A 23,135-nucleotide genomic window follows, 5' to 3' on the forward strand; every position below is an offset into this window, starting at 1 on the left:
CTCAGTCGAGGATGATGTGCGGCAGGAAGCGGCTGGTGTCCTTGGTGATCAGCGAGTTGTCCTCGCGAATGCCGATGCCGGCCGGCTGATCACCGATCATCCAGCTGCCGAGCACCGTGTGGCTGCCGGCAAATGAAGGCAGCGGCTGGAACTGCTGCAGCACGAACGGCCCCTGGTCATAGGGGCCCGGCTCGCTGACCCGTTCGCCGGTCGGCGAGTGAATCTCGACATTGGCGCCCTCCCGCGAAAAGAACGGCTTGCGCACCCAGCCCCGTTCCGGGCGGCCGTTCGGCTGCGGGTCGATGAAGGTCGGCAGCAGGTTCGGGTGGCCCTCATGCATTTCCCAGAGCAGCGCCAGGGCGCCCTTGTTCGACAGGATCGCCTTCCACGGCGGCTCGACGAACAGCGTCTGGCTGTGGGCGATGGCCGGGCCGAAGGCTTCGCTGAACAGGTTTTCCCACGGATAGAGCTTGAACAGGGTGCTGATCGGCAGGTCCTGCTCATCGACGAAACGCCCGGCCCGATCCAGGCCGATCGCCTCGATGTCGAGCAGTTGCGTCGTCAGCCCGGCCTGGCGGGCGATGTCGCTCAGGTACTCGACCGTGCCGCGATCCTCCAGCGAGTCGCGGACCGAGGCGAAGTGCAATGGCGACGGGAAGCCGATCTCGACGAAGGCCTGCAGCAGCTTGTCCTCGATGCTGTTGAACTGGTCGGCACGGGCCGGCAGTTGCCCGCGGCGCATCTGCTCCTCGAGCCAGACGTACTGGAAGAAACTCGCCTCGTACAACGAAGTCGGCGTGTCGTAGTTGGTCTCCAGCAGCTTGGCCGGGCCGCGGCCGTCGTAGCACAGGTCCATCCGCCCGTAGAGGTGCGGGTGGCCCTGGCGCCAGGAATGGCGGATCAGGTCGCGATAGCCCTCGGGAATCGCCAGGCGGTCGAGCAGGTGCTCGCTGTCCACCACCCGCTCGACCAGGTCCATGCACAGCTCATGCAACTGGCGGGTCGGCTCTTCGAGGTCGTCCTCGATCTGGCGCAGGCTGAACTGGTAGTACGCCGACTCGTCCCAATAGGGTTCGCCATCGAAGGTGTGGAAGTGGAAGCCCAGCCGTTCGGCGGTGGCCTGCCAGTCCGGGCGGGGTACGCTGGAGATGCGTTTCATCAGCCGCCCCTGCTGCTGCCGTGGGACGAGCCGAAACCGCCACGGCTGACCATCCGCGGTGCCGAGCCACGGTAGGAGGCCGGGGTGAACTGCTCCGGGCTGTTCAGGCGAAAGCGCGCGTTGGTCGACTGGGCGAAGGTCTTGCCGGCCCGGGCCTGCTGGTTGAGGCTGCTGGCCTGATAACCGCCACGGCCGTCGCGCTCGTTGTACAGCGGCTCGCTGAAGTAGCGCGGCGCATAGGGGTCGCTGCCCAGGCCGATCCAGCGCCAGAAGCGGCTGCCCCAATCGTTGGAATGGCTGGAGTAACCGGAACCGCCGAACGAACCGCCATAGCTGCCGCCGCCCGAGGATGAAACGGGCGGGGCGCTCTGGACGGCAGCCTGGGCCTCCTGTTCCTGCTCCTGCTCAAGAGGTGCCGGCACCGCCTGCACGGTGGTCAGGTTGAAGCCGGACATCAGCGGGTGGAAACGGCTGTTGCCCAGGTCAGCCACGCAATCGCTGCGGGCGAAATCACTGGCGCAGGCATCCTGGCTGGCATATTCCGGAACGATTTCCAGATGCTGTTCCCGAGCCTCGGCCGCCGCGTCGGCACAGACATCGGCCGCCACGCCGGCCGCGACACAGGCCGGCTCGCTGGTGTACGACGTGGTTTTGATGACGTCCCGCGTACGCACCTGTTCACCGTCACAGGCCACCAGCACGAAGGGCACGCTGCCCAGCAGGACCAGGCCAACACGTTGACTACGTTTCATCGCCAGCCCCCTCAGACCGGAGGGGTCATGCAGGCCGCATTGAGCAGGCCGACACTGATGGAAATCGCCGCCGAGAGAATCGCCGCCGCCGACTCACCCCTGGCGATCCGTACCGACAGGCCACGAATCGACAGACTGACCAGGCCGAACGCCAGCAACTGGGCGACCAGGGCGATCAGCGCCCAGATCAGGAAATCCACCAGCGATACCGAATGGGCGATGGCACTGGCCGCCGGAATCGCGAAACCGATCAACGCGCCGCCCAGCGCGATCGCGGCGGCAATATTGCCCTCGCGGATCAGCGTCCACTCCCTGTGCGGCGTCATCCGGGTGTAGAGGCAGGCATACAGCCCGAAAACCAGCAGTGCCACCAGCAGGTACAGGACGAATCCCATCACCGCATCCAGGTGCAACGACATCTTCACCGCATCGACCAACATGCTTGTGCCACTCTCTCCATGAACAGGCGGCGACAAATAGCACACCGCACACGATAACTGAACCCGCGTCGTGGCCGCACAAACAAAAACGCACCGGTTCCTCGCGGAGTCCGGTGCGTCGTCAGCCGTAGCGGGGTTCAGCCACCCGCGCCCCAGATACCGCCGAGGCTCTGCAACAGCGAGCCGCCGACACCCTGTTCGCCCAGGTAGCTGAGGAGGATCGGCGCAAACTGGCCGACCATGCCGCTGTCCATGCCCAGGGCGTCGAAGGCGTTGTTCAGGTCGTGGGTGTTCTTCACATTCCCCAGGGCGTTGCCCACCGCCGAGTCGCCGACCGACTGGCCGAGCAGGCCGCCAAGCCCGGCCAGGGCACCCGCGCCGGACAACTGGTCGAGGCCCGGTACGCTCTGGCTCAACTGCGAATAGTCGTTGCCGCTGAGCTGGTTCTTCGCCAGGCCGAGCATGGCGGCGGCGCCGCCGATGGCCTGTTCCGGGGTGACGTTCAGTTGCGATCCCAGGGCGCTGAGCAGGCCACCCTCCGGCGCCGTGGCATTGCCGTTCTGACCACCCTGCAAAGCCGACAACGCATTGGCCGCGTCATTCAGGCTGAACGCCGCGAACACCGGCGTAGCGGCGAAGGTCAGGAGCGAAGCCAGTACGACACCGCGTGGAATTTTCATTGCAGCTACCTCACAAATCATCGAAGGCCGCCGCTGGCCAGCGGTCGGCGCTGGCCATTGGAGTGGAAAAAGCCGGGCTTGTTCCGCCTGGCGGGGGTGACCTTTTCGTCAGCCGGGCAGCCGTTCGATCGCCGCCTGGACCAGTGGCCGAGCCCACTCGGGCGTGGCTTGCAGGGCCTGGGCGTCCTGCGGATCGGGGCTGAGCAGGTGGCCGTCGGCCATTTCCAGCACCAGCAACGGATCGGGAATCTCCTCGCCCGGCTCGACGTCGGTGCTGTTGTCGAACACCTGCAGGTGCGCCAGATACGGCATGAGGGCGACCAGGTTGAGCCGCGACTTGACCCAGCGCTCGCGGATCTTCGCTTGTGGAATATCGTGACCGCCACGCGCCACCCGCAGGCGCACCCGGCGCAGGTGCTGTTCCGGCGAGGACAGGCCGCAGAACAGCATCACCACATCGTGGGTCCGCGCCGCCTGGGCGAGCATCAGGGCGATGGTGTTGCCGCCCAGGGTGGTTTCGAAGGCATGGTTGCGCCCCTCGCGCAGGGCGTTTTCCAGCTGCTGGCGACCATGCTCCCAGGCCAGGCCGTTGGCCCGTTGCGGGTCGATGCCGAGGCTGGCGGTCAGTTCTCGGGCAAAGCTGTCGGGGTTGAACCAGTCCAGGCCGTTCTCGGCGAGCAACGCGCCCCCCACCGAACTCTTGCCGGCGCCGTTGACCCCGGCCAGCACGAAAATGAACGGGCGCTCGCTGGCCGGCGGCGCACTCATCAGAACGTGGAGCCGGCTTCAGGCCGCTTGCCCAGCTTGCCCCTGGACGCCAGCAGCGAGCGTACACCCTGGGCCGCCCGGGGTTCCTGCAGGCTCCGCAGACGCGCATCGAAACGTTGGGTCAACTCATCCAGGGCCGACTGTTCGCGATCCTGGTAGGCCTGCACCTGGGCGGTCAGTTGCTGGTAGGTCTCGGCGTCCAGCAGGACCATTTCCACGGTGGAATGGTTGGTGACCGCGACACTGCCGGACTGATGGACCAGGCGGACCACATCGGCCCACTTGTTCTTCACCTGGGAGGCATTCTGGCGCGGCAGATCGAGGAGGTCAGGCAGGGCAATCATGACGTGTGCTCGCAGACAGGGAAGTCCCCTGCACTATAACAACCGCCGGCCATTTTGGCCATTTTTGCCCTATTGACCTGTAAAAGCCCTGACCCTTCCCGCCAGGGGCGTGAGGGCCAGAGGCAAGCCACCTACCCGCGGCGTGGCGAAGGCAGGCGGCCATCCGAAGGGTTAGCGGGCGAATCCGGCGAATGCCTGGCACAGGGAGAGCAGATGACGCTCGTCGTCGGCATCCAGGTCGCCATCTTCATCCATGTCCACCCGGACGTTGACGGTGTCGTAGGTCTTGTCCTCGCCAGACGAGGAAACGGCCGAAGCAAAGACGAGCTCATTACCTTCGTAGAACTCTACCAGCACCTCCGGGCTGCCATTGTTGTCGATGTCTTCCAGGGAGAGTCGGATTTCCTTTTTGGCCATGAAGGCACCTCGTTATCGAGTGATGTAATGGGGGGCTCATGTTGGAAGGCGAGCGACGTGGCGACCATTACCCGGCGGCGACAGCCGGCAGCGGAAAACACGACCGGCCCCGATGGAAAACCGCGGGCAGGGACTGGGAATCGATGATCGCGGCTTGTGCGGGCGGCTGGGCACTTGGCGTAAAATGGGAGTCCCTGAGGGAGTGTGCGCGTATGGACGTGAAAATCGGCGGAACCGCCCTGGCAATCATCCTGGCCGGCCTGGCCATCGCTTTCGGCGTGCACGAGTGTCAGCGAGGCCCGCTCAACCCCGAACTGCCCGACAACCTCGGCGACGAGCAGACCGCCTGGCTGACCCTCGAACACCGCATCAGGCGCATCGACCCCGCACTGACCGACGTCAGCCACGAGCAGCAGACGCTGACTATCCGCTATCAGCCCGAGAAGGTCGCCGACAGCGAAGAAGCCTGGGTTCCACGCCTGCTGCGCACGGTCGGCCAGGGCCTGGCGGCGGTGAACAATGCGCCGGGTGGCAAGCAGTATGCCCAGGTGACGATCAAGGCGCGGATCGTCGCCGCCGATGACGTCGAGCTGGTCTACCAGATGGACGGCTTCGACGCGATCAAGACCCAACAGGGCGGCTACATCAACTTCGCCAGCATGCCCCGGGAACTGAAGTTCGGCACCGAGGCGCTGGCCCAGGCCAGCGACTATTGTCGCGATCCGAGTGGCTGGGGTTTCTATCCGGAGTTCTGTCAGCGGGTGAGTGCGGCGAAGTCAGTCCAACGCTGAAGGGAAGCTTGAGTCTGCGGTCACCTCCGGAAGATGACGGGTGAGACCACTGGCCCTTTCGCGGGCAAGCCCGGCTCCTACGGTTTGTCGGTGTGCCGGTGCTGTGCGAAGGCCCGCTCCCTGTAGGAGCCGGGCTTGCCCGCGAATGGCCCAACACCCCTGACCCGCCATTCACCCAGCCTGACACCCGCTAATAGCCCCGCCGTCGATCCACCCTCCCGGTTATTTCGAAACGACCTTGAGAACTGTCATTTCTGACAGTAGCCGCCCCCTCCCCGGCCACTCAACATGAAGGCCCAAGACAACGGAAGGGAGTACCGACTCATGCAAAACCGACTTGCAACCAGTCTGGCAGTACTCACCCTGGCACTGGCAGGCCAGGCCTGGGCCGAAACCCCGGTGCTGACCGCAACCTGCCCACGGGCAGGCGACATCAACCAGCACCCGGGCAGCGAAGGCTACACCTACGACGCCAAGGGCCCGGGGGGCAGTCAATGGACCGGTGAAAACCCGGAAACCGGGATTGAGTACAAGGTCGCGTTCGTCAGCGCCAGCTACAAGGCCAGCACCCAGGCGGTGATCTGTGACTACGAAGGGGACGGTGACGCGGGAATCCGCCTGACGCTCAAGGCCGTCCAGGACTGGAAACCCTCCCCGGACACCGACTGGAAGGATGGCTTCTGCAAAAGCGGGGAAACCAGCCGTTGTGGATTCTCATACAGCGCGCTGATCACCACGCAGTGAACGGCGAAACACAGAAAAGGGCGACCGTGGTCGCCCTTTTTCTATCGTGATTGCACCTTACGCCGCACTGAACAGCTTGTGCGGATCGATCACGAATTTCTTCGGCACGCCGGCATCGAACTCGCCATAACCCTTCGGCGCGTCGTCCAGGCTGATCACCTGCACGCCCACCACTTCGGCGATGTTGATGCGGTCCCACATGATCGCCTGCATCAGTTGGCGGTTGTACTTCATGAGCGGGGTCTGGCAGTACCTATTACTTCTGTCAGACAGATAACCGGCATCCTGCCTGAGCAATATATTTCTTTCTGGTTTTCAAGGAGCAAAGCCAATGCCCTCCACAGATGTCACCGCCAATGTAAAACTGACCCCCTAACGCCAACGCAAATTTGACCCCCTGGGCCATCATGGCGGCTTTGAGCTGCCGAGATGTTGACCCAGGAGCAGTCAGTGGAAATCAGGGTATTGGCCCGTCAGGGCATGGGCATCAAAACCATCGCGCGCACGCTGGGCTTGTCGCGCAACACCGTGCGCAAGTACCTGCGTGGCGAAGCCGAGTCGCCGCGCTATACAGGCCGAGCAGCGCGTCCAGAGAAGCTCGACCCGTTCAAGGCTTATCTGCAAGAACGCGTGGAAGCGGCCCGGCCACATTGGATTCCTGCGACGGTGCTATTGCGTGAAGTCCAGGCACAAGGCTACACAGGCGGCATCAGCCGGCTCAAATCCTACCTGGCACCGTTCAAATGTCCGCGTCATGACCCTGTGGTGCGCTTCGAGACGGCGCCCGGTCAGCAGGTGCAAGTCGATTTCACCACCATCCGCAGGGGCAGTAACCCGCTCAAGGCATTCGTCGCCACGCTGGGCTACAGCCGCGTCACTTTCGTCCGCTTCGGTGCCCGCGAAGACAGTGATGCATGGCTGGACGGCTTGCGTGAGGCTTTTGTTTATTTCGGCGGGGTACCCGAGGAGGCGCTGTTCGACAACGCCGGAGCGATCATCCTGGAGCGCGATGCCTATGGCGAAGGTCTGCATCGCTGGCATCCCCGGTTATTGGCGCTGGCCGACGAATATGGCTTTCGTCCTCGTGTTTGTAGGCCCTATCGGGCCAAGACCAAAGGCAAGGTCGAGCGCTTCAACGGCTACCTCAAGGGCAGTTTCATTACACCATTGGCGGCCACGCTCAAGAGCGCGGGATTACCGTTGGATGTGGCCACCGCCAATGCGCATATTGGTCGTTGGCTCGAGGAAATCGCGCACCAGCGGATACATGGCACCACCGGTGTAAAACCGGCAACTCGCCTGGCTGAAGAACGTGATGTCTTGCTGCCCCTACCAGCCTGCCGGGTGACGAGCGCACCGACGATCACCTCGTTGCGCCTGGGACGGGTTCTACCGCATGAGAGCTTGCAGCACCCGCTTTCGGTCTATGATGAGTTACTGGAGTTGAGCCGATGAACCTGCAGCATGCCCGCATCATCGAACTGTGCCAACAGCTCAAGCTTGAACGGATGGCGGTGGACTGGGCGGGCCTGGCACAACAAGCCGCGACTCAGGAACAGAGCTTCGCCGATTTCCTGGAGCAGTTGCTGCGCGCTGAAGCTGAGGCACGCCTTGAGCGCTCGCGCCAGACATTGCTGAAGATGGCGACACTGCCTGCGCTCAAGACGTTGGAGCAGTACGATTTCGCGTTTGCCAGCGGTGCGCCGCGAGCGCAACTGCAGGAGTTGGCCGGGCTGAGCTTCGTCGAACGTGCCGAGAACATCGTCCTGCTCGGCCCCAGTGGCGTAGGCAAAACGCACCTGGCTTGCGCCCTGGCCTATCGCGCGACCCAGGCGGGTATCAAAACCCGTTTCATCACCGCCGCTGACCTGATGCTGCAACTGGCAGCGGCCCATCGACAGGATCGCCTGAAAGAGTATTTCAACCGTGCGGTGATGGGGCCTCGGTTGTTGGTCATCGACGAAATTGGCTACCTGCCTTTCGGTCGCGACGAAGCCAACCTGTTCTTCAACGTGGTCGCCAGGCGCTACGAGCGCGGCAGCATGATTCTGACCAGCAACCTGCCGTTTACCCAGTGGGCTGGCACCTTTGCGGATGACCAGACGCTGACGGCCGCGATGCTGGATCGGTTGCTACACCACGCACACATCGTGCAGATCTCGGGCGACAGCTATCGCCTCAAGGACAAACGCAAGGCGGGTACCAGCCCGACCAGGGCAGAGAAAACCGTTTAGAAACAGGCCAAGGGGGTCAAATTTCAGTTGGCGAAAAATGAGGTAGAGGGGTCAGTTTTGGGTTGGCGTTGACACACAGATAGAAGCCTGCTTTGTCGCTATCGTTATGACCCACTGGATCGCCTGACCGACTACACCCCATCGGTACAAGCCAATACCCAGCGCTTTTACCTGAAGGACCGTCTCTCCACCGAGATCCAAGGTGCGATACAGCGCTCGATTTTCCAGCAGGAGGATCAACTCCTGGCTCAACAGCAGCGTCAGGGCGGCGCGGTCGAAACCACTTTGCTCGCCACCGATCAGCAACGTTCAGTTCTGCACGCCCTTGATGCCACGCAACCTCACCCCATCGCCTACACGCCGTACGGCCATCGTCCCACGGAAAACGGTTTGCTCAGCCTGCTGGGCTTCAACGGCGAACGACCGGACCCGGTGACGGGGCATTATTTGTTGGGCAACGGGTATCGGGCGTTCAATCCGGTGTTGATGCGGTTTAACAGTCCGGACAGTTTGAGTCCGTTTGGAGAGGGTGGGTTGAATGCGTATGCGTATTGCGAGGGCGATCCGGTGAATTTCTCAGACCCCACGGGCCGTGCGCTGGCAGCTATACGGGCAATCATCCAGAACTCTCTAAATTTTTTCGATGACATGATCACAGCTACTGGCCAGGCGGTAACAAGGGGCATGGTTCCCGCTGAGTCAATTCCTATTGAAAGGCGATACCTGAAGACTATAACCGCAGCGGACCCACATCCTGCACCATACGTTTATACTCTGGCAAACGTTAACGATAACCTGGCTAGTCATGGCAACAAGGCCTTGACCATGCCTCAAGCCAAGGCACTCGAATCAATAGTTCAACAAGTGAACGCTGGAAAAATAAGCAATACAACAGCACATCTGAGAGAGGCAGGATTATGGGCAGAAAAATTCTTTAACGAACCGACTGGAACTCATTTCGCCGGAGCCTTTCTGAATTTTGCGGCAGCTGGGGTCAGAGGTGTTGCGGATAAGAACATGCGGGTAACGGGGCTTTCGTTAAGAAGAGGCAGCGCTTTCACACACAACCTGAAGGAAGAACAAAAGGTTTCCTTCATCGCCGAGGCTGGCCCCAAAGGCCGCCAGGCGGGCGCGGTGCAAGTCGAGTGAACATCCGCCGCACGGGTTTCATGCCGTGACGGGTTCCTTATCCGGAAAACGGTTTGCTCAGCCTGCTGGGCTTCAATGGCGAACAACCGGCCCCGGTGACGGGGCATTATTTGTTGGGCAACGGGTATCCAGGATTTAATACAACGCGAGTACGCGATTTCGAGCAGCAGTTATCAAAATCCGAGCATACCCTTGGAATTATTTCCAACCTAAAGCCAAGATACTTTGACCCTCATGAAAATATGCTAAAAAACAGGAATATCAGAATCGTGGAAAAGTCGACACACATCAGATACGACAGAGCGATAGCCCAAATCTAGCTATAAAAAATTATGATTACCCTGGGCTACCTAAAACTTTCTGATATTTACTCACCCCTTCCCCATGAGCAAGAATTTACAAAAGCACTAATCACGCCGCGTACGCTTTACACATTTTTCCATGTGCACCCGAGAATTGGGATGGGAGGTGTAAACCTTATTCAGGACGGGACAAGTTCAATAAAAAAGGGCGACATCACCATCGCCCTTTTCCGCCTTGCCCTTTTACCACTTACGCCGCACTGAACAACTTATGCGGATCAATCACGAATTTCTTCGGCACACCGGCATCGAACTCGCCATAACCCTTCGGCGCGTCGTCCAGGCTGATCACCTGCACGCCCACCACTTCGGCGATGTTGATGCGGTCCCACATGATCGCCTGCATCAGTTGGCGGTTGTACTTCATCACCGGGGTCTGGCCGGTGTGGAAGCTGTGGGACTTGGCCCAACCCAGGCCGAAGCGGATGCTCAGCGCACCGATCTTGGCGGCGGCGTCCACCGCACCCGGGTCTTCGGTCACGTACAGGCCGGGGATACCGATCTTGCCGGCCACGCGGGTGACCTGCATCAGCGAGTTGAGCACGGTGGCCGGCGCCTCGTGCTTGGCCCCTTCATGGCCGTGGCCACGGGCTTCGAAGCCCACCGCGTCGACGGCGCAGTCCACTTCCGGCTCGCCCAGCAGCGCGGCGATCTGCTCGTGCAGCGGCGTGTCCAGGGACAGGTCGGCGATCTCGAAGCCCTGGGCCTTGGCGTGTGCCAGGCGGGCCGGGTTCAGGTCACCGACGATGACCACGGCAGCCCCCAGCAGGCGCGCCGAGGCGGCAGCCGCCAGGCCGACCGGGCCGGCACCGGCGACATACACGGTGCTGCCCGGGCCGACGCCCGCGGTGACAGCGCCGTGGAAACCGGTTGGCAGGATATCGGACAGGCAGGTCAGGTCACGGATCTTCTCCATGGCCTTGTCGCGATCCGGCAGTTTCAACAGGTTGAAATCGGCGTATGGCACCAGCACGTACTCGGCCTGGCCGCCGGTCCAGTCGCCCATGTCGACGTAGCCGTAGGCACCGCCGGCACGCGCCGGGTTGACGGTCAGGCAGACGCCGGTGTGCATTTCCTTGCAGGAACGGCAGCGACCGCAGGCGACGTTGAACGGCACGGAGACCAGGTCGCCGATCTTCAGGTTCTCGACGTCGCTGCCCTTCTCGACCACTTCACCGGTGATCTCGTGGCCCAGCACCAGGCCGACCTGGGCGGTGGTACGACCGCGGACCATGTGCTGGTCGGAGCCGCAGATATTGGTGGACACCACACGCAGGATCACGCCGTGCTCGATCTTCTTGCCACGGGGGTCCTGCATTTTCGGATAGTCGATCTTCTGTACTTCTACCTTGCCAGCGCCAAGGTATACCACTCCACGATTGCCAGACATGCTTTCACCTCGCTGTTGTTTTTATGTAGCTGACGCGTTGCCACGCGGCAAAGCGTTGATTGCTCGGGGTTGTGCGTGTGTCTTTTTCTACTGCGTTGTTATTTGGATCGCTTTCGCGGATGAATCCGCGAGCGGGCGCTCGAAAGCGCCCTGGGAACTCAGAGGACCACCGTCCGGTTGGCATTGAGGAACACCCGCCGCTCGATGTGATAGCCCACCGCCCGCGCCAGGGTCAGGCCCTCGATATCCCGGCCCTTGGCGATCAGGTCCTCGGGATAGTGGCTGTGATCCACCACCTCCACGCCCTGGGCGATGATCGGGCCTTCGTCCAGGTCGTTGTTGATGTAGTGCGCGGTCGCCCCCACCAGCTTGACGCCCTTGTTGTAGGCCTGGTGATAGGGCTTGGCACCCTTGAAGCCGGGCAGCAACGAGTGGTGGATGTTGATGGCGCGACCATCGAGCTTGCGGCACAGCTCCGGCGACAGCACCTGCATGTAGCGGGCGAGAATCACCAGCTCGGCGCCGGACTCCTCGATCACCTGCCACACCTGCCGCTCCTGGGCCGGTTTGTCGTTGGGGTCGAGGGGGAAATGGTAGTAGGGAATCTGGTGCCAGTCGGCCAGGGGCTTGAGGTCGGGATGGTTGGACACCACCGCGACCACGTCCATCGACAGTTGGCCGATCCGCTGGCGGTAGAGCAGGTCATTGAGGCAGTGATCGGCCTTGGAGACCATGATCACCACTTTCGGCCGGTAGTTCGGCGCAGTCAGTTCGAAGGTCATGCCGAAGGCCTTGCCACGCTCGGCCAGGCCGGCGCGGAACGCCTGCTCGTCGAAACCTTCGGACTGGCGGAACTCCACCCGGATGAAGAAACGCCCCGAGAGGCGGTCATCGAACGAATGGTGTTCGGTCACGTAACAGCCCTGCTCGAACAGGAAGCGGGTCACCGCATCCACCGTGCCGAGCACGCTGGGGCAGTCGGCGGTCAGAATCCATGTATCGGGGGCGCGGCTCATTGGGTGACTCCTGTTTTTGTGGGGCAAGCGCCAGGTGATCGATCAGCCGTATCATGATCGGCCTGCGGGCAATCCTCGCCCTTGTGTACACACCAAATCCTGTAGGAGCGAGGCTTGCCCGCGAAGCTTTTAGCGCCCTTGAGGACGCATTCGCGGCGGTTCGGCGCCCCGACAAGCCACGCTCCTACAGGGATCCAGGCAACGCGGTGCATCAGGTACCCCGCGGTGATGCCATCGCGAGCAGGATCAGGCCTGGACGTTCAGGCCATACTCGGCCGCCGCATCCTGCAGCCACAGCCACCAGTAGTCCGAGAAGCTGCGACGGATCACCAGTTCCCAGGTGTCTTCGGCGGTATGGCGGATGATCAGCTGCGACTTGGCGAACACCGTGCCGACGGCCTTGCCTACCGGGAAGTTGTTCGGGTGCACGTCGTAGCTGGTGGACTTCATCAGCACCTGGCGCACGTTCGGGCCGCTCAGCTCCAGCAGTTGCTGGCCGCCACTGACGTTGACGATGGCGATATGCAGGTCGCCCAGCGCCTCGCGCAGGGCCTTCTCGGTGGCGTATTCCTCACCGGTGGGAACCACCAGCAGCCACTCGTCCGGGCCGAGCCATTGCAGGCTGGTCTCGCCCTTGGCGACGACGGTCAGGGCCACGGGCAGGTCCAGCCCCAGGGCCTTCTTCACGCCGGCGGCGAACGCCGGGTCATGGCCGTCGCCACGGAGGGTCAGGTGGCCGAGCAGTTTCTTTTCCCGCACGGTCACGCCGGCGTTCTTGCGGCCCTTGCCCACCAGGCTGGCGAGATCGGCATGGTGCAACGACGACTCGGCCTTGGCCCCGGAAGTCGGGCGTTGCTGGTAAACGTTGGCTGTGCTCATGTGAAACACCTGTATTGAATTCTGTCTCTGATGGTTCCCACGCGGAACGTGGGAACCATCGACTTAGATGTTCTGGCGATCGCCCTTCGGATCGAAGAACACCGACGACACGATCTCCGCCTCGATCACGGTGCCATCGGCCAGCGGTGCGAACACCCGCTCACCCATGCGCTTGAGACCGCCCTTCACCACCGCCATGGCGAACGAATAGCCAAGGGAGTTGTGGGCGTAGCTGGAGGTCACGTGACCGACCATCTTCATCGGGATCGACTGCTTCGGATCGAACACCAGTTGCGCACCTTCCGGCAGCCACTGGGTCGGATCGATCGGCTTGAGGCCGACCAGTTGCTTGCGGTCTTCACGCACGCAGTCCTCGCGGTTCATCCCGCGCCAGCCGATCCAGGAGAACGGCTTGGTGCGGCCGACGCACCAGCCCATGTTGAGGTCGTCCGGGGTCATCGAGGCGTCGGTGTCCTGGCCGACGATGATGAAGCCCTTCTCGGCCCGCAGCACGTGCATGGTTTCGGTGCCGTACGGGGTCAGGTTGTACTGCTTGCCCGCCTCGACGATCTGCTCCAGCACGCCCATGGCGTAGTCGGCCTGGATGTTGACCTCGTAGGACAGCTCACCGGTAAACGAAATCCGGAATACCCGCGCCGGTACGCCACCGACCAGGCCTTCCTTCCAGGTCATGAACGGGAACGCATCCTTGTCCAGGTCGATGTCGGTGACTTCGCTGAGCAGCTTGCGGCTGTTGGGGCCGGACAGGGTCAGGGTCGCCCAGTGGTCGGTCACGGAGGTGAAGTACACCTTCATGTCCGGCCATTCGGTCTGGTGGTACAGCTCCAGCCACTGCAGGACGCGCGCCGCGCCGCCGGTGGTGGTGGTCATCAGGAAGTGGTTGTCGGCCAGGCAGGCGGTCACGCCGTCGTCGAAGACCATGCCGTCTTCCTTGCACATCAGGCCATAACGGGCCTTGCCCACGTCGAGCTTGGTCCAGGCGTTGGTGTACACGCGGTTGAGGAACTCACGGGCATCCGGGCCCTGGATGTCGATCTTGCCCAGGGTCGAGGCGTCGAGCAGGCCGACGCTGTCGCGCACGGCCTTGCACTCACGCTTGATCGCGGCGTGCATGTCTTCGCCGGCGCGCGGGAAGTACCAGGGACGCTTCCACTGGCCGACGTCCTCGAACTTGGCGCCCTGTTTCACGTGCCAGGCGTGCAAGGCGGTGTAGCGCACCGGCTCGAAGATATGCCCGCAGTGACGACCGGCCACCGCACCGAAGGTGATCGGCGTGTAGTTCGGGCGGAACATGGTGGTGCCCATCTGCGGGATGGTCACGTTAAGCGAACGGGCGGCGATTGCCAGGCCGTTGACGTTGCCCAGCTTGCCCTGGTCGGTACCGAAGCCCAGCGCGGTGTAGCGCTTGACGTGTTCGACCGACTCGAAGCCCTCGCGGGTCGCCAGCTCGATGGCGGCGGCGGTGACGTCATTCTGCAGGTCGACGAACTGCTTCGGTGCCCGTGCGGTGCCTTTTTCATGAGGCACCTGGAACAGCGCCAGAGTCGGTTCTTCCTGACGGGACAGGGCTTTGGGCAGTACGCCTTCGACCGCCTTGAAGCCGGCTTCGCTGGCGGCGCGCACGCCACCTTCGAAACCGTCGGCGAGGGTATCGGCCAGGCTGTAGACGCCGTTCAGGCCACCGACGCACACGCGTTTCTGCGGTGCTTCACCGGCGACGAAGCCGAGGATGTCTTCGCGCCAGACCGGCTTGCCGCCCAGGTGCGAAGCCAGGTGCACCACCGGGCTGTAGCCGCCGGAGCTGGCGATCAGGTCGCAGTCCAGCCATTCGCCGGGGCTGGTCACCTTGTGGGCACGCACGTCGATCGCGGCGACGCGGGCCGCGGTGACGCGCTTGCTGCCACGGGCCTCGATCACGGCGCTGCCGGTCAGGATGCGAATGCCCTTGGCACGCGCCTCTTCCACCAGCGCACCCCGTGGGTTGCTGCGGGCGTCGGCGATCGCCACCACCTGCAGGCTGGCATCGAGCCAGTCCAGCGCAACGCGGTAGGCGTGGTCGTTGTTGGTGCTCAGCACCAGTTTCTTGCCCGGTGCCACACCGTAGCGGCGAACGTACACCGAAACGGCGCCGGCGAGCATGTTGCCCGGCACGTCGTTGTTGCCGTAGACCAGCGGACGCTCGTGGGCGCCGGTGGCCAGGACCACGCGCTTGGCACGGACCCGGTGGATACGCTGGCGAACCTGGCCGATCGGCGCGCGGTCACCGAGATGGTCGGTGAGGCGTTCGTGGATGGTCAGGAAGTTGTGGTCGTGATAGCCGTTGACGGTCGCCCGTGGCAGCAGCAATACGTCCGGCAGCGCCTTCAGCTCGGCGATGACGCTGGCGACCCACTCTGCCGCCGGCTTGCCATCGAGGCTTTCGCGGGAGTCGAGCAGGCTGCCGCCGAACTCTTCCTGTTCGTCGGCGAGGATCACCCGCGCACCGCTGCGGGCAGCGGCCAGCGCGGCGGCCAGGCCCGCAGGCCCGGCACCGACGATCAGCACGTCGCAGTGCTGGTTCATGTTGTCGTAGGTGTCAGGGTCGTTCTCGGTCGGCGAACGGCCCAGGCCGGCCGCCTTGCGGATGTACTTCTCGTAGGTCATCCAGAACGACTGCGGGTACATGAAGGTCTTGTAGTAGAAACCTGGCGGCATCAGCTTGCCGCCGACCTTGCCAAGAATGCCCATCACGTCGTTGTTGACGCTCGGCCAGCCGTTGGTGCTGGTGGCGACCAGGCCCTGGTACAGCGCCTGCTGGGTGGCTCGCACGTTGGGGATCTGGGTGGCCTCGGTGGCGCCGATCTGCAGCACCGCGTTCGGCTCTTCGGCACCGGCGGCGAAGATGCCCCGCGGCCGGGAGTACTTGAAGCTGCGGCCGACGATGTCGACGCCGTTGGCCAGCAGCGCGGCGGCCAGGGTGTCACCTTCATAGCCCTTGTAGGTCTCGCCGTTGAAGGTGAAGCTCAAGACTTTGTTGCGGTCGATACGACCACCGTTGGACAGGCGATTGACCTGGCTCATACCTTTTCTCCCACAGCCACGCCGGGCGCTTTCGAACTTTCCGCCTTGGCAGCGGTGAATTGGGGCTTCTCGCCGATCTTGTAGGTTTCCAGGATCTCGTAGGTGACCGTGTCACGGGTCACGTTGAAATACTGGCGGCAACCGGCGACGTGGTCCCAGAGTTCGTGGTGCAGGCCGCGCGGGTTGTCGCGGAAGAACATGTAGTCGCCCCACTGCTCGTCGGTGCAGTTGTTGGGGTCCAGCGGACGCGGGATGTGCGCCTGACCGGAAGCGTGGAATTCCTCTTCGGAGCGCAGTTCGCCGCAATGAGGACAGAAGATATGCAACATGGGAGTTTCTCCTGTTAGTGGGCGACCGCTGCAGCGCCGTGTTCGTCGATCAACGCACCGTTGTGGAAACGGTCGATGGAGAAAGGTGCGGCCAGCGGGTGCATTTCACCCTTGGCCAGGCTCGCGGCGAAGACGTTGCCCGAACCCGGGGTGGCCTTGAAGCCGCCGGTGCCCCAGCCGCAGTTGAAGAACATGTTCGGTACCGGCGTCTTCGAGATGATCGGGCAGGCGTCCGGGGTGGTGTCGACGATGCCGCCCCACTGGCGGTTCATGCGCACCCGCGACAGGATCGGGAACATCTCGACGATGGCCTGGATGGTGTGCTCGATCACCGGGTACGAACCACGCTGGCCGTAGCCGTTGTAGCCGTCGATACCGGCACCGATCACCAGGTCGCCCTTGTCGGACTGGCTGATGTAGCCGTGCACGGCGTTGGACATGATCACGCTGTCGATGATCGGCTTGATCGGCTCGGACACCAGCGCCTGCAGCGGATGGGACTCGAGCGGCAGGCGGAAGCCGGCCAGTTTCGCCATGTGCCCGGAGTTACCGGCGGTGACCACGCCGACGCGCTTGGCGCCGATGAAGCCCTTGTTGGTTTCCACGCCGATGCACACGCCGTTTTCCTTGCGGAAGCCGATCACTTCGGTCTGCTGGATCAGGTCGACGCCCAGGGCGTCGGCACCGCGGGCGAAGCCCCAGGCCACGGCATCGTGGCGGGCCACGCCGCCGCGACGCTGGACGGTGGCGCCCATGATCGGGTAGCGGGTGTTCTTCGAGCAGTCCAGGTACGGAATCTCGTCCGCCACCTGCTGGGCGTTGAGCAGCTCGCCATCGACGCCGTTGAGGCGGTTGGCGCTGACCCGACGCTCGGAGTCACGGATGTCCTGCAGGGTGTGGCAGAGGTTGTAGACGCCACGCTGGGAGAACATCACGTTGTAGTTCAGGTCCTGGGACAGGCCTTCCCACAGTTTCATCGCGTGTTCGTACAGGTGCGCCGACTCGTCCCACAGGTAGTTGGAACGCACGATGGTGGTGTTGCGGGCGGTGTTGCCGCCGCCCAGCCAGCCTTTCTCGACCACCGCGACGTTGGTGATGCCGTGTTCCTTGGCCAGGTAGTAGGCCGTGGCCAGGCCGTGGCCGCCACCGCCGACGATGACCACGTCGTAGACCTTTTTCGGGGTTGGCGTGCGCCACATGCGCTGCCAGTTCTCATGGTGGCTGAGAGAATGCTTGAAGAGGCCGAAGCCCGAATAGCGTTGCATAGTCATTTACTCCAAAACCGCTCTCAGCGATAAACCGGGAAGTCCGCGCACAGGGCCGCCACATGCTTGGCGACATTCGCCTCGACGTCGGCATCGCCGAGGTTGTCGAGGATGTCGCAGATCCAGCCAGCCAGCTCGACGCACTGGGCCACCTTGAAACCACGGGTGGTGACCGCCGGGGTGCCGATACGCAGGCCGGAGGTGACGAACGGCGACTGCGGGTCGTTCGGCACGGCGTTCTTGTTCACAGTGATGTGGGCACGGCCCAGGGCGGCATCGGCGTCCTTGCCGGTCAGGCCCTGGCGAATCAGGCTGACCAGGAACAGGTGGTTATCGGTGCCGCCGGACACTACATCGTAGCCACGTTTTACAAACACGCCGGCCATGGCCTGGGCGTTGTCGATCACCTGCTGCTGGTAGGCCTTGAAGCCAGGCTCCAGCGCTTCCTTGAAGCACACGGCCTTGGCGGCGATCACGTGCATCAGCGGGCCGCCCTGGGCGCCAGGGAATACCGCGGCGTTGAGTTTTTTCTCGATCTCTTCGTTGGCCTTGGCCAGGATCAGGCCGCCACGCGGACCACGCAGGGTCTTGTGGGTGGTGGTGGTGACCACGTCGGCGAAGGGGATCGGGTTGGGGTACAGGCCGGCGGCGACCAGGCCGGCGACGTGGGCCATGTCGACGAACAGCAGCGCACCGACCTTGTCGGCAATTGCGCGGAAACGTGGGAAATCGAGGGTTTTCGAGTAGGCGGAGAAACCGGCGACGATCATCTTCGGCTTGTGCTCGACCGCCAGGCGCTCGACTTCATCGTAGTCGATCAGGCCGGTATTGGTGTCGATTCCGTACTGAACGGCGTTGTAGAGCTTGCCCGAGGACGACACCTTGGCGCCGTGGGTCAGGTGACCGCCGTGGGCCAGGCTCATGCCCAGGATGGTATCGCCGGCCTGCAGCAGCGCCAGGTACACGGCACCGTTGGCCGAGGAGCCGGAGTGCGGCTGGACGTTGGCGTAGTCGGCACCGAACAGTTGCTTGGCGCGTTCGATGGCCAGGGCCTCGACCTTGTCCACGTGCTCGCAGCCACCGTAGTAGCGCTTGCCCGGGTAGCCTTCGGCGTACTTGTTGGTGAGGCCACTGCCCTGGGCCTGCATCACACGCTTGCTGGTGTAGTTTTCCGACGCGATCAGTTCGATGTGATCTTCCTGGCGCTGCTCTTCGGCATTCATGGCGGCCAACAGTGCGTCATCGTAACCCTGGATCTGGTCTTGCTTGCTGAACATCGCGTCTCTCCCAGCGGCAGTGCGCCATTTCTTTTTGGTGGGGCACAGCTATTCGGTGGTGCCCTTTGATAGCGATGGTATGACCGGCGCAGACGCGTCAAATGCCTACGCACGCCTTGCAAGGGTGCGTTTACGACATGGTCGTGGCGCGATCGAATAAAGGAGGGCCGGCCCCCCGCAAACCACGGGTGCCACCCGGTCCCTGCAGGAACCTATACCCCTGTGGGAAACCTCAACCCCCGCAGGGGCCGGATTTATCCGCGAACCGGTCCTGGAGATCGCTAAACGCTTCGCGGATAAATCCGACTTCCACAGGGACAGGGCGGCTTCCACAATGGCCGCTCCAGGCTTTTGATTGAATGGTTTTTTCCTACGGAAACTGTGCCTGTGCGCTGACGTCGATTCTGGTTACAGTGCAGGTCGTAAACGACCATAAGGACCGGGCCATGACCGACAAGAGCCAACAATTCGCCAGCGACAACTATTCCGGTATCTGCCCCGAAGCCTGGACCGCCATGGAACAGGCCAACCATGGCCACCAGCGCGCCTATGGCGACGACGAGTGGACCCAGCGCGCCGCCGACGGTTTCCGCAAGTTGTTCGACACCGACTGCGAGGTGTTCTTCGCCTTCAACGGCACCGCCGCCAACTCCCTCGCCCTGTCGTCGCTGTGCCAGAGTTACCATAGCGTGATCTGCTCGGAGACCGCCCACGTCGAGACCGACGAATGCGGCGCACCGGAGTTCTTCTCCAACGGTTCCAAGCTGCTCATCGCGCGCACCGAAAGCGGCAAGCTGACCCCCGATTCCATCCGCGAAATCGCCCTCAAGCGCCAGGACATCCACTACCCCAAACCCCGGGTGGTGAGCCTGACCCAGGCCACCGAGGTCGGCAGCGTCTACACCCCGGACGAAGTCCGCGCCATCAGCGCCACCTGCAAGGAACTGGGCCTGCACCTGCACATGGACGGCGCACGCTTCTCCAACGCCTGCGCCTTCCTCGGCTGCACGCCGGCCGAGCTGACCTGGAAGGCCGGCGTCGACGTGCTGTGCTTCGGCGGGACGAAAAACGGCATGGCCGTGGGCGAGGCGATCCTGTTCTTCAACCACGACCTGGCGGAGGACTTCGACTACCGCTGCAAGCAGGCCGGGCAACTGGCGTCGAAGATGCGCTTCCTCTCCGCGCCCTGGGTCGGCCTGCTGGAAAACGACGCCTGGCTCAAGCACGCCCGCCACGCCAACCATTGCGCGCAATTGCTGAGCAGCCTGGTCAAGGACATTCCCGGCGTGGAACTGATGTTCCCGGTGGAGGCCAACGGCGTGTTCCTGCAACTGTCGGAACCGGCGATCGTCGCACTGACCGCCCGGGGCTGGCGCTTCTACACCTTCATCGGCAAGGGCGGCGCGCGCTTCATGTGCTCGTGGGACACCGAGGAAGCGCGGGTAAGGGAGCTGGCGGCGGATATCCGCGAGGTCATGTCCGCCTGAACAACCGCTTGAACGTGGCGCTCCCGTGCAAGACGGGAGCGCCAATAGCGCAACGGACGCTGCCGCGCGCGACCCGCCGCGGCGCAGCGAGCCACACAGTGACTCAGTTCTGCCCGATCGTCCTGGAAATCACATCCACCGTGGCACTGACCTGCTCCTGGCAACGATCGAGCACCTCACGGTGTTCACGCTGTTCCTCGATCCGCTGGGAGCACAGGTTCAGCGCGGTGAGCACCAGCAGTTGCTCACCGATCAACGTGGGAAACTTCTTCTTGGTATCGACCAGGGCGGTCTTGAGCATCTGGGTCGCTTCCAGCAGCGTCTGCTCATGCCCCGCGGGGGCCTTGATCGAGTAGTCCTCGCCGAGGATCGAGATGACGGTCACGCCGTCGTTGCTGGCTCTCATGCGCTCACGGGACCTGCGCTGACACGCTCGACCAGCGCCTGGATACGGGCGGCGGTGGCGCCCTGTTTCTCTTCCTGCTCCATCAGGCTCAACTGCAGGCTTTCGTTTTCATCCTTGGCCCGGGCCAGTTCGGTATTGAGTTGAGCATTGGCGGCCAACAGCTCCTGCTTCTGCTGCACCAGCTCGCTGACCAGTTGCTCCAGTTGGTTGAGGGAAGTCTCCAGCATTTTCTTGATCTCTCGGGCAGTTTCAAAGGGCGCGTACGATAAAGAAAAGCCCCCCGGTTTGCCAGGGAAAAACGCTCGCAAAGCCTTGATTTTACTGGCACGGGACTTCTCTTCGCCCCATAGGGACTGCGATTGGCGAAACATGTTCCGAACCTTCCGTCGCAAAGCCGCGACTGCGACAAATCCGCGCAGCGCCCTTTAGACTTTAGTCGCAGGACCGATAAGTCAGGTAGAGCTTCATCCAAAAGGCCGCACGGAACGCGCTTCTCTCAGGAAACATCATGTCCCTACGCACAATGAACATCGCTCCGAGAGCGTTCCTCGGTTTTGCCATCATTGGCACACTCATGCTGATTCTGGGCGTGTGTTCGCTGATCCAGATGAGCAAGATCCGTGCAGCCGCCGAGCAACTCACCAGCAACAGCGTGCCCAGTATCAAGACCCTGGACGAGTTCACCCAACTGACCCTGCGCCTGCGGGTGCTCTCCTATCGCCTGCTGACCAACCGCGAGCCGGATATCCAGGCCAAGACCCTGGAGCTGTTCGCCCAGCGCAACCAACAGATCGACAGTGCCCGTGCGGTTTACGAAAAACTGATCGTCAGCCCCGAAGAGCGGGCGGCCTACGAGCAGTACGGGCAACTGCTCGGGCAGTACCGGCAGATCGAAGAGCGCATGAAGAACCTGTCGCGCAACAATCAGATGGCCGAGCTGACAGCCCTGCTCAACAGCGAATTGCTCACCAACTCCGAGCAGATCAACGCCGTACTCAACCGCCTGCTGGAGATCCTCAACCAGCAGACCAACGACAACAACCAGCAGGCGCGCGAACAATACGATGCAGCCTTCAACCTGGTGGTGATCCTGCTGCTGCTCGCCACCACCCTGACCTGCCTGTTCGCCTGGCTGCTGACCCGCAGCATCACCCAGCCGATCGCCCAGGCCCTGAACGCCGCCGAGCATATCGCCGAGGGCGACCTGACCCATCCGATCGTGGTCGACGGCACCGACGAGGCCGGCCGCCTGCTGCAGGCCATGCTCAAGATGCAGCAGAAACTGCGCGACACCCTGCAGCGCATCTCCGGCTCGGCGACCCAGCTGGCCTCCGCCGCCGAGGAGCTGAACAGCGTCACCGACGAAAGCGCCCGCGGGCTGCAGCAGCAGAACAATGAAATCGAACAGGCGGCCACCGCGGTCAACGAGATGACCAGCGCGGTGGAAGAAGTCGCGCGCAATGCCGTGAGCACTTCCGAAGCCTCGAAAAACGCCACCGCCTCGGCCAGCGACGGTCGCGACCTGGTACAGGAAACCGTCAGCGCCATCGAACGCATGAGCAGCGACGTGCAGAGCACCGCGACGCTGATCGGCAACCTCGCCGACGAGTCCCGGGATATCGGCAAGGTGCTGGACGTGATCCGCGGCCTGGCCGACCAGACCAACCTGCTCGCGCTGAACGCCGCGATCGAGGCGGCCCGCGCCGGGGAAGCCGGTCGTGGTTTTGCCGTGGTCGCCGATGAAGTACGCGCACTGGCCCACCGCACCCAGCAGTCGACCAGCGAGATCGAACGGATGATCGGCAGCATCCAGGGCGGTACCGAACAGGCGGTGGACTCGATGCGCAACAGCACCGAGCGCGCCGAATCGACCCTGAACATTGCCAAGGGCGCAGGCCTGGCACTGGACACCATCAACAGCGCGATCGTCGAGATCAACGAACGCAACCTGGTGATCGCCAGCGCGGCCGAGGAGCAGGCCCAGGTGGCCCGCGAGGTGGATCACAACCTGGTGAACATCCGCGACCTGTCGGTACAGTCGGCCACCGGTGCCGGCCAGACCAGCGCGGCGAGCAACGAGCTGGCGCGCCTGGCGGTGGATCTCAACGGGTTGGTGGCGCGGTTCAGCCTGTAAACCGTGGGGCGCCCTTCGCGGGCAAGCCTCG

Annotated in this window: 22 protein-coding genes and 5 pseudogenes; 9 read left to right on the forward strand and 18 right to left on the reverse strand. The window is 63.0% G+C overall.

Features of this window, described 5'->3' with window-relative positions:
* Position 1: 1 nt before the first annotated feature.
* From ACMGT0_RS29165 to ACMGT0_RS29195, 7 genes are all read right to left on the reverse strand, one after another.
* Entirely contained in the window at positions 2-1,159 is a 1,158-nt protein-coding gene (locus ACMGT0_RS29165) for a glutathionylspermidine synthase family protein (protein WP_054058611.1), read from the reverse strand.
* Entirely contained in the window at positions 1,159-1,911 is a 753-nt protein-coding gene (locus ACMGT0_RS29170) for a DUF1190 domain-containing protein (RefSeq protein WP_416770783.1), read from the reverse strand. The genes ACMGT0_RS29165 and ACMGT0_RS29170 overlap by 1 nt, the downstream gene beginning before the upstream one ends.
* Before the next feature lie 11 nt (positions 1,912-1,922).
* Positions 1,923-2,348 (reverse strand): DUF350 domain-containing protein, encoded by a 426-nt coding sequence (locus ACMGT0_RS29175; RefSeq protein ID WP_192842714.1) that lies wholly within the window; start codon positions 2,346-2,348, stop codon positions 1,923-1,925.
* 140 nt (positions 2,349-2,488) lie between these two features.
* Positions 2,489-3,031: a DUF2780 domain-containing protein gene (locus ACMGT0_RS29180; RefSeq protein ID WP_054058614.1), complete on the reverse strand. Its 543-nt coding sequence runs from the start codon at positions 3,029-3,031 to the stop codon at positions 2,489-2,491.
* 108 nt (positions 3,032-3,139) lie between these two features.
* On the reverse strand, positions 3,140-3,799 hold the full coding sequence (locus ACMGT0_RS29185; RefSeq protein WP_054058615.1) for an AAA family ATPase: 660 nt from the start codon (positions 3,797-3,799) through the stop codon (positions 3,140-3,142).
* Positions 3,799-4,143 carry a type II toxin-antitoxin system Phd/YefM family antitoxin gene (locus tag ACMGT0_RS29190; protein ID WP_054058616.1) on the reverse strand — a complete coding sequence of 115 codons (345 nt, stop codon included), beginning with the start codon at positions 4,141-4,143 and terminating at the stop codon, positions 3,799-3,801. The genes ACMGT0_RS29185 and ACMGT0_RS29190 overlap by 1 nt, the downstream gene beginning before the upstream one ends.
* Before the next feature lie 171 nt (positions 4,144-4,314).
* Positions 4,315-4,560, reverse strand: a complete 246-nt coding sequence (locus ACMGT0_RS29195; RefSeq protein ID WP_054064621.1) for a hypothetical protein — start codon at positions 4,558-4,560, stop codon at positions 4,315-4,317.
* A 212-nt stretch (positions 4,561-4,772) separates the two neighbouring features.
* On the opposite strand from ACMGT0_RS29195, the gene ACMGT0_RS29200 reads away from it, so the two are divergent.
* The gene (locus ACMGT0_RS29200) at positions 4,773-5,351 is read left to right on the forward strand and encodes a hypothetical protein (RefSeq protein WP_054058618.1); all 579 of its coding nucleotides are present in this window, start codon (positions 4,773-4,775) and stop codon (positions 5,349-5,351) included.
* 324 nt (positions 5,352-5,675) lie between these two features.
* On the forward strand, positions 5,676-6,095 hold the full coding sequence (locus ACMGT0_RS29205; protein WP_054058619.1) for a DUF3757 domain-containing protein: 420 nt from the start codon (positions 5,676-5,678) through the stop codon (positions 6,093-6,095).
* Positions 6,096-6,152: 57 nt separating this feature from the next.
* Here ACMGT0_RS29205 and ACMGT0_RS29210 read toward each other — a convergent pair.
* A pseudogene (locus ACMGT0_RS29210) lies at positions 6,153-6,347 on the reverse strand (formaldehyde dehydrogenase, glutathione-independent); the annotation flags it as partial.
* A gap of 177 nt (positions 6,348-6,524) precedes the next feature.
* Between ACMGT0_RS29210 and istA the strand changes: the two are divergent.
* Both istA and istB read left to right on the forward strand, forming a co-directional pair.
* Complete coding sequence (gene istA / locus ACMGT0_RS29215) at positions 6,525-7,550, forward strand: IS21 family transposase (RefSeq protein WP_416768942.1); 1,026 nt, start codon at positions 6,525-6,527, stop codon at positions 7,548-7,550.
* Positions 7,547-8,329 carry an IS21-like element helper ATPase IstB gene (istB, locus tag ACMGT0_RS29220; protein ID WP_416768943.1) on the forward strand — a complete coding sequence of 261 codons (783 nt, stop codon included), beginning with the start codon at positions 7,547-7,549 and terminating at the stop codon, positions 8,327-8,329. Before istA ends, istB begins: the two co-directional genes overlap by 4 nt.
* A 51-nt stretch (positions 8,330-8,380) precedes the next feature.
* On the opposite strand, the gene ACMGT0_RS29225 is transcribed toward istB, so the two are convergent.
* On the reverse strand, positions 8,381-8,635 hold the full coding sequence (locus ACMGT0_RS29225) for a hypothetical protein (RefSeq protein ID WP_416770786.1): 255 nt from the start codon (positions 8,633-8,635) through the stop codon (positions 8,381-8,383).
* Here ACMGT0_RS29225 and ACMGT0_RS29230 point away from each other — a divergent pair.
* Both ACMGT0_RS29230 and ACMGT0_RS29235 read left to right on the forward strand, forming a co-directional pair.
* Positions 8,525-8,920: pseudogene (locus ACMGT0_RS29230) on the forward strand (RHS repeat-associated core domain-containing protein); the annotation flags it as partial. The gene ACMGT0_RS29225 and the pseudogene ACMGT0_RS29230 overlap by 111 nt on opposite strands.
* A 602-nt stretch (positions 8,921-9,522) precedes the next feature.
* A pseudogene (locus tag ACMGT0_RS29235) lies at positions 9,523-9,633 on the forward strand (RHS repeat-associated core domain-containing protein); the annotation flags it as partial.
* 397 nt (positions 9,634-10,030) lie between these two features.
* On the opposite strand, the gene fdhA reads toward ACMGT0_RS29235, so the two are convergent.
* The 7 genes from fdhA to ACMGT0_RS29270 form a co-directional block, all read right to left on the reverse strand.
* The gene (fdhA, locus tag ACMGT0_RS29240) at positions 10,031-11,230 is read right to left on the reverse strand and encodes a formaldehyde dehydrogenase, glutathione-independent (protein WP_054064618.1); all 1,200 of its coding nucleotides are present in this window, start codon (positions 11,228-11,230) and stop codon (positions 10,031-10,033) included.
* Between the two features lie 158 nt (positions 11,231-11,388).
* Positions 11,389-12,246, reverse strand: a complete 858-nt coding sequence (gene purU, locus ACMGT0_RS29245) for a formyltetrahydrofolate deformylase (protein ID WP_017903087.1) — start codon at positions 12,244-12,246, stop codon at positions 11,389-11,391.
* 246 nt (positions 12,247-12,492) lie between these two features.
* Complete coding sequence (locus tag ACMGT0_RS29250; RefSeq protein ID WP_054064617.1) at positions 12,493-13,125, reverse strand: sarcosine oxidase subunit gamma; 633 nt, start codon at positions 13,123-13,125, stop codon at positions 12,493-12,495.
* 63 nt (positions 13,126-13,188) lie between these two features.
* Positions 13,189-16,206, reverse strand: a complete 3,018-nt coding sequence (locus ACMGT0_RS29255; RefSeq protein ID WP_054064616.1) for a sarcosine oxidase subunit alpha — start codon at positions 16,204-16,206, stop codon at positions 13,189-13,191.
* The gene (locus ACMGT0_RS29260; protein ID WP_054058087.1) at positions 16,203-16,535 is read right to left on the reverse strand and encodes a sarcosine oxidase subunit delta; all 333 of its coding nucleotides are present in this window, start codon (positions 16,533-16,535) and stop codon (positions 16,203-16,205) included. Before ACMGT0_RS29260 ends, ACMGT0_RS29255 begins: the two co-directional genes overlap by 4 nt.
* Before the next feature lie 14 nt (positions 16,536-16,549).
* The gene (locus tag ACMGT0_RS29265; RefSeq protein ID WP_054058086.1) at positions 16,550-17,800 is read right to left on the reverse strand and encodes a sarcosine oxidase subunit beta; all 1,251 of its coding nucleotides are present in this window, start codon (positions 17,798-17,800) and stop codon (positions 16,550-16,552) included.
* A gap of 23 nt (positions 17,801-17,823) precedes the next feature.
* Positions 17,824-19,077, reverse strand: coding sequence for a serine hydroxymethyltransferase (locus ACMGT0_RS29270; protein ID WP_054058085.1), 1,254 nt, complete (start codon positions 19,075-19,077; stop codon positions 17,824-17,826).
* 446 nt (positions 19,078-19,523) lie between these two features.
* Here ACMGT0_RS29270 and ACMGT0_RS29275 point away from each other — a divergent pair, with 446 nt between their 5' ends.
* The gene (locus tag ACMGT0_RS29275; RefSeq protein ID WP_054058084.1) at positions 19,524-20,564 is read left to right on the forward strand and encodes a low specificity L-threonine aldolase; all 1,041 of its coding nucleotides are present in this window, start codon (positions 19,524-19,526) and stop codon (positions 20,562-20,564) included.
* Positions 20,565-20,667: 103 nt separating this feature from the next.
* On the opposite strand, the gene ACMGT0_RS29280 is transcribed toward ACMGT0_RS29275, so the two are convergent.
* Positions 20,668-20,970 (reverse strand): cell division protein ZapA, encoded by a 303-nt coding sequence (locus tag ACMGT0_RS29280; protein WP_054058083.1) that lies wholly within the window; start codon positions 20,968-20,970, stop codon positions 20,668-20,670.
* Positions 20,967-21,197, reverse strand: a complete 231-nt coding sequence (locus ACMGT0_RS29285; protein WP_054058082.1) for a hypothetical protein — start codon at positions 21,195-21,197, stop codon at positions 20,967-20,969. Before ACMGT0_RS29285 ends, ACMGT0_RS29280 begins: the two co-directional genes overlap by 4 nt.
* Before the next feature lie 347 nt (positions 21,198-21,544).
* On the opposite strand from ACMGT0_RS29285, the pseudogene ACMGT0_RS29290 reads away from it, so the two are divergent.
* Together ACMGT0_RS29290 and ACMGT0_RS29295 are read left to right on the forward strand one after the other, a co-directional pair.
* A pseudogene (locus ACMGT0_RS29290) lies at positions 21,545-22,201 on the forward strand (MCP four helix bundle domain-containing protein); the annotation flags it as partial.
* A 303-nt stretch (positions 22,202-22,504) separates the two neighbouring features.
* Positions 22,505-23,104: pseudogene (locus tag ACMGT0_RS29295) on the forward strand (methyl-accepting chemotaxis protein); the annotation flags it as partial.
* Positions 23,105-23,135: the final 31 nt, after the last annotated feature.

Source organism: Pseudomonas sp. RHF3.3-3 (assembly GCF_048069595.1).
GTDB classification, from domain to species: domain Bacteria; phylum Pseudomonadota; class Gammaproteobacteria; order Pseudomonadales; family Pseudomonadaceae; genus Aquipseudomonas; species Aquipseudomonas fuscovaginae_B.

Bases quoted from the DNA above. Each gene is read 5' to 3' on its own strand.
- ACMGT0_RS29165 (WP_054058611.1), bottom strand. From the start codon at position 1,159: ATGAAACGCATCTCCAGCGTACCCCGCCCGGACTGGCAGGCCACCGCC.
- ACMGT0_RS29170 (WP_416770783.1), bottom strand. From the start codon at position 1,911: ATGAAACGTAGTCAACGTGTTGGCCTGGTCCTGCTGGGCAGCGTGCCC.
- ACMGT0_RS29180 (WP_054058614.1), bottom strand. From the start codon at position 3,031: ATGAAAATTCCACGCGGTGTCGTACTGGCTTCGCTCCTGACCTTCGCC.
- ACMGT0_RS29185 (WP_054058615.1), bottom strand. From the start codon at position 3,799: ATGAGTGCGCCGCCGGCCAGCGAGCGCCCGTTCATTTTCGTGCTGGCC.
- ACMGT0_RS29190 (WP_054058616.1), bottom strand. From the start codon at position 4,143: ATGATTGCCCTGCCTGACCTCCTCGATCTGCCGCGCCAGAATGCCTCC.
- ACMGT0_RS29195 (WP_054064621.1), bottom strand. From the start codon at position 4,560: ATGGCCAAAAAGGAAATCCGACTCTCCCTGGAAGACATCGACAACAAT.
- ACMGT0_RS29200 (WP_054058618.1), top strand. From the start codon at position 4,773: ATGGACGTGAAAATCGGCGGAACCGCCCTGGCAATCATCCTGGCCGGC.
- ACMGT0_RS29205 (WP_054058619.1), top strand. From the start codon at position 5,676: ATGCAAAACCGACTTGCAACCAGTCTGGCAGTACTCACCCTGGCACTG.
- istA (WP_416768942.1), top strand. From the start codon at position 6,525: ATGTTGACCCAGGAGCAGTCAGTGGAAATCAGGGTATTGGCCCGTCAG.
- istB (WP_416768943.1), top strand. From the start codon at position 7,547: ATGAACCTGCAGCATGCCCGCATCATCGAACTGTGCCAACAGCTCAAG.
- fdhA (WP_054064618.1), bottom strand. From the start codon at position 11,230: ATGTCTGGCAATCGTGGAGTGGTATACCTTGGCGCTGGCAAGGTAGAA.
- purU (WP_017903087.1), bottom strand. From the start codon at position 12,246: ATGAGCCGCGCCCCCGATACATGGATTCTGACCGCCGACTGCCCCAGC.
- ACMGT0_RS29250 (WP_054064617.1), bottom strand. From the start codon at position 13,125: ATGAGCACAGCCAACGTTTACCAGCAACGCCCGACTTCCGGGGCCAAG.
- ACMGT0_RS29255 (WP_054064616.1), bottom strand. From the start codon at position 16,206: ATGAGCCAGGTCAATCGCCTGTCCAACGGTGGTCGTATCGACCGCAAC.
- ACMGT0_RS29260 (WP_054058087.1), bottom strand. From the start codon at position 16,535: ATGTTGCATATCTTCTGTCCTCATTGCGGCGAACTGCGCTCCGAAGAG.
- ACMGT0_RS29265 (WP_054058086.1), bottom strand. From the start codon at position 17,800: ATGCAACGCTATTCGGGCTTCGGCCTCTTCAAGCATTCTCTCAGCCAC.
- ACMGT0_RS29270 (WP_054058085.1), bottom strand. From the start codon at position 19,077: ATGTTCAGCAAGCAAGACCAGATCCAGGGTTACGATGACGCACTGTTG.
- ACMGT0_RS29275 (WP_054058084.1), top strand. From the start codon at position 19,524: ATGACCGACAAGAGCCAACAATTCGCCAGCGACAACTATTCCGGTATC.
- ACMGT0_RS29280 (WP_054058083.1), bottom strand. From the start codon at position 20,970: ATGAGAGCCAGCAACGACGGCGTGACCGTCATCTCGATCCTCGGCGAG.
- ACMGT0_RS29285 (WP_054058082.1), bottom strand. From the start codon at position 21,197: ATGCTGGAGACTTCCCTCAACCAACTGGAGCAACTGGTCAGCGAGCTG.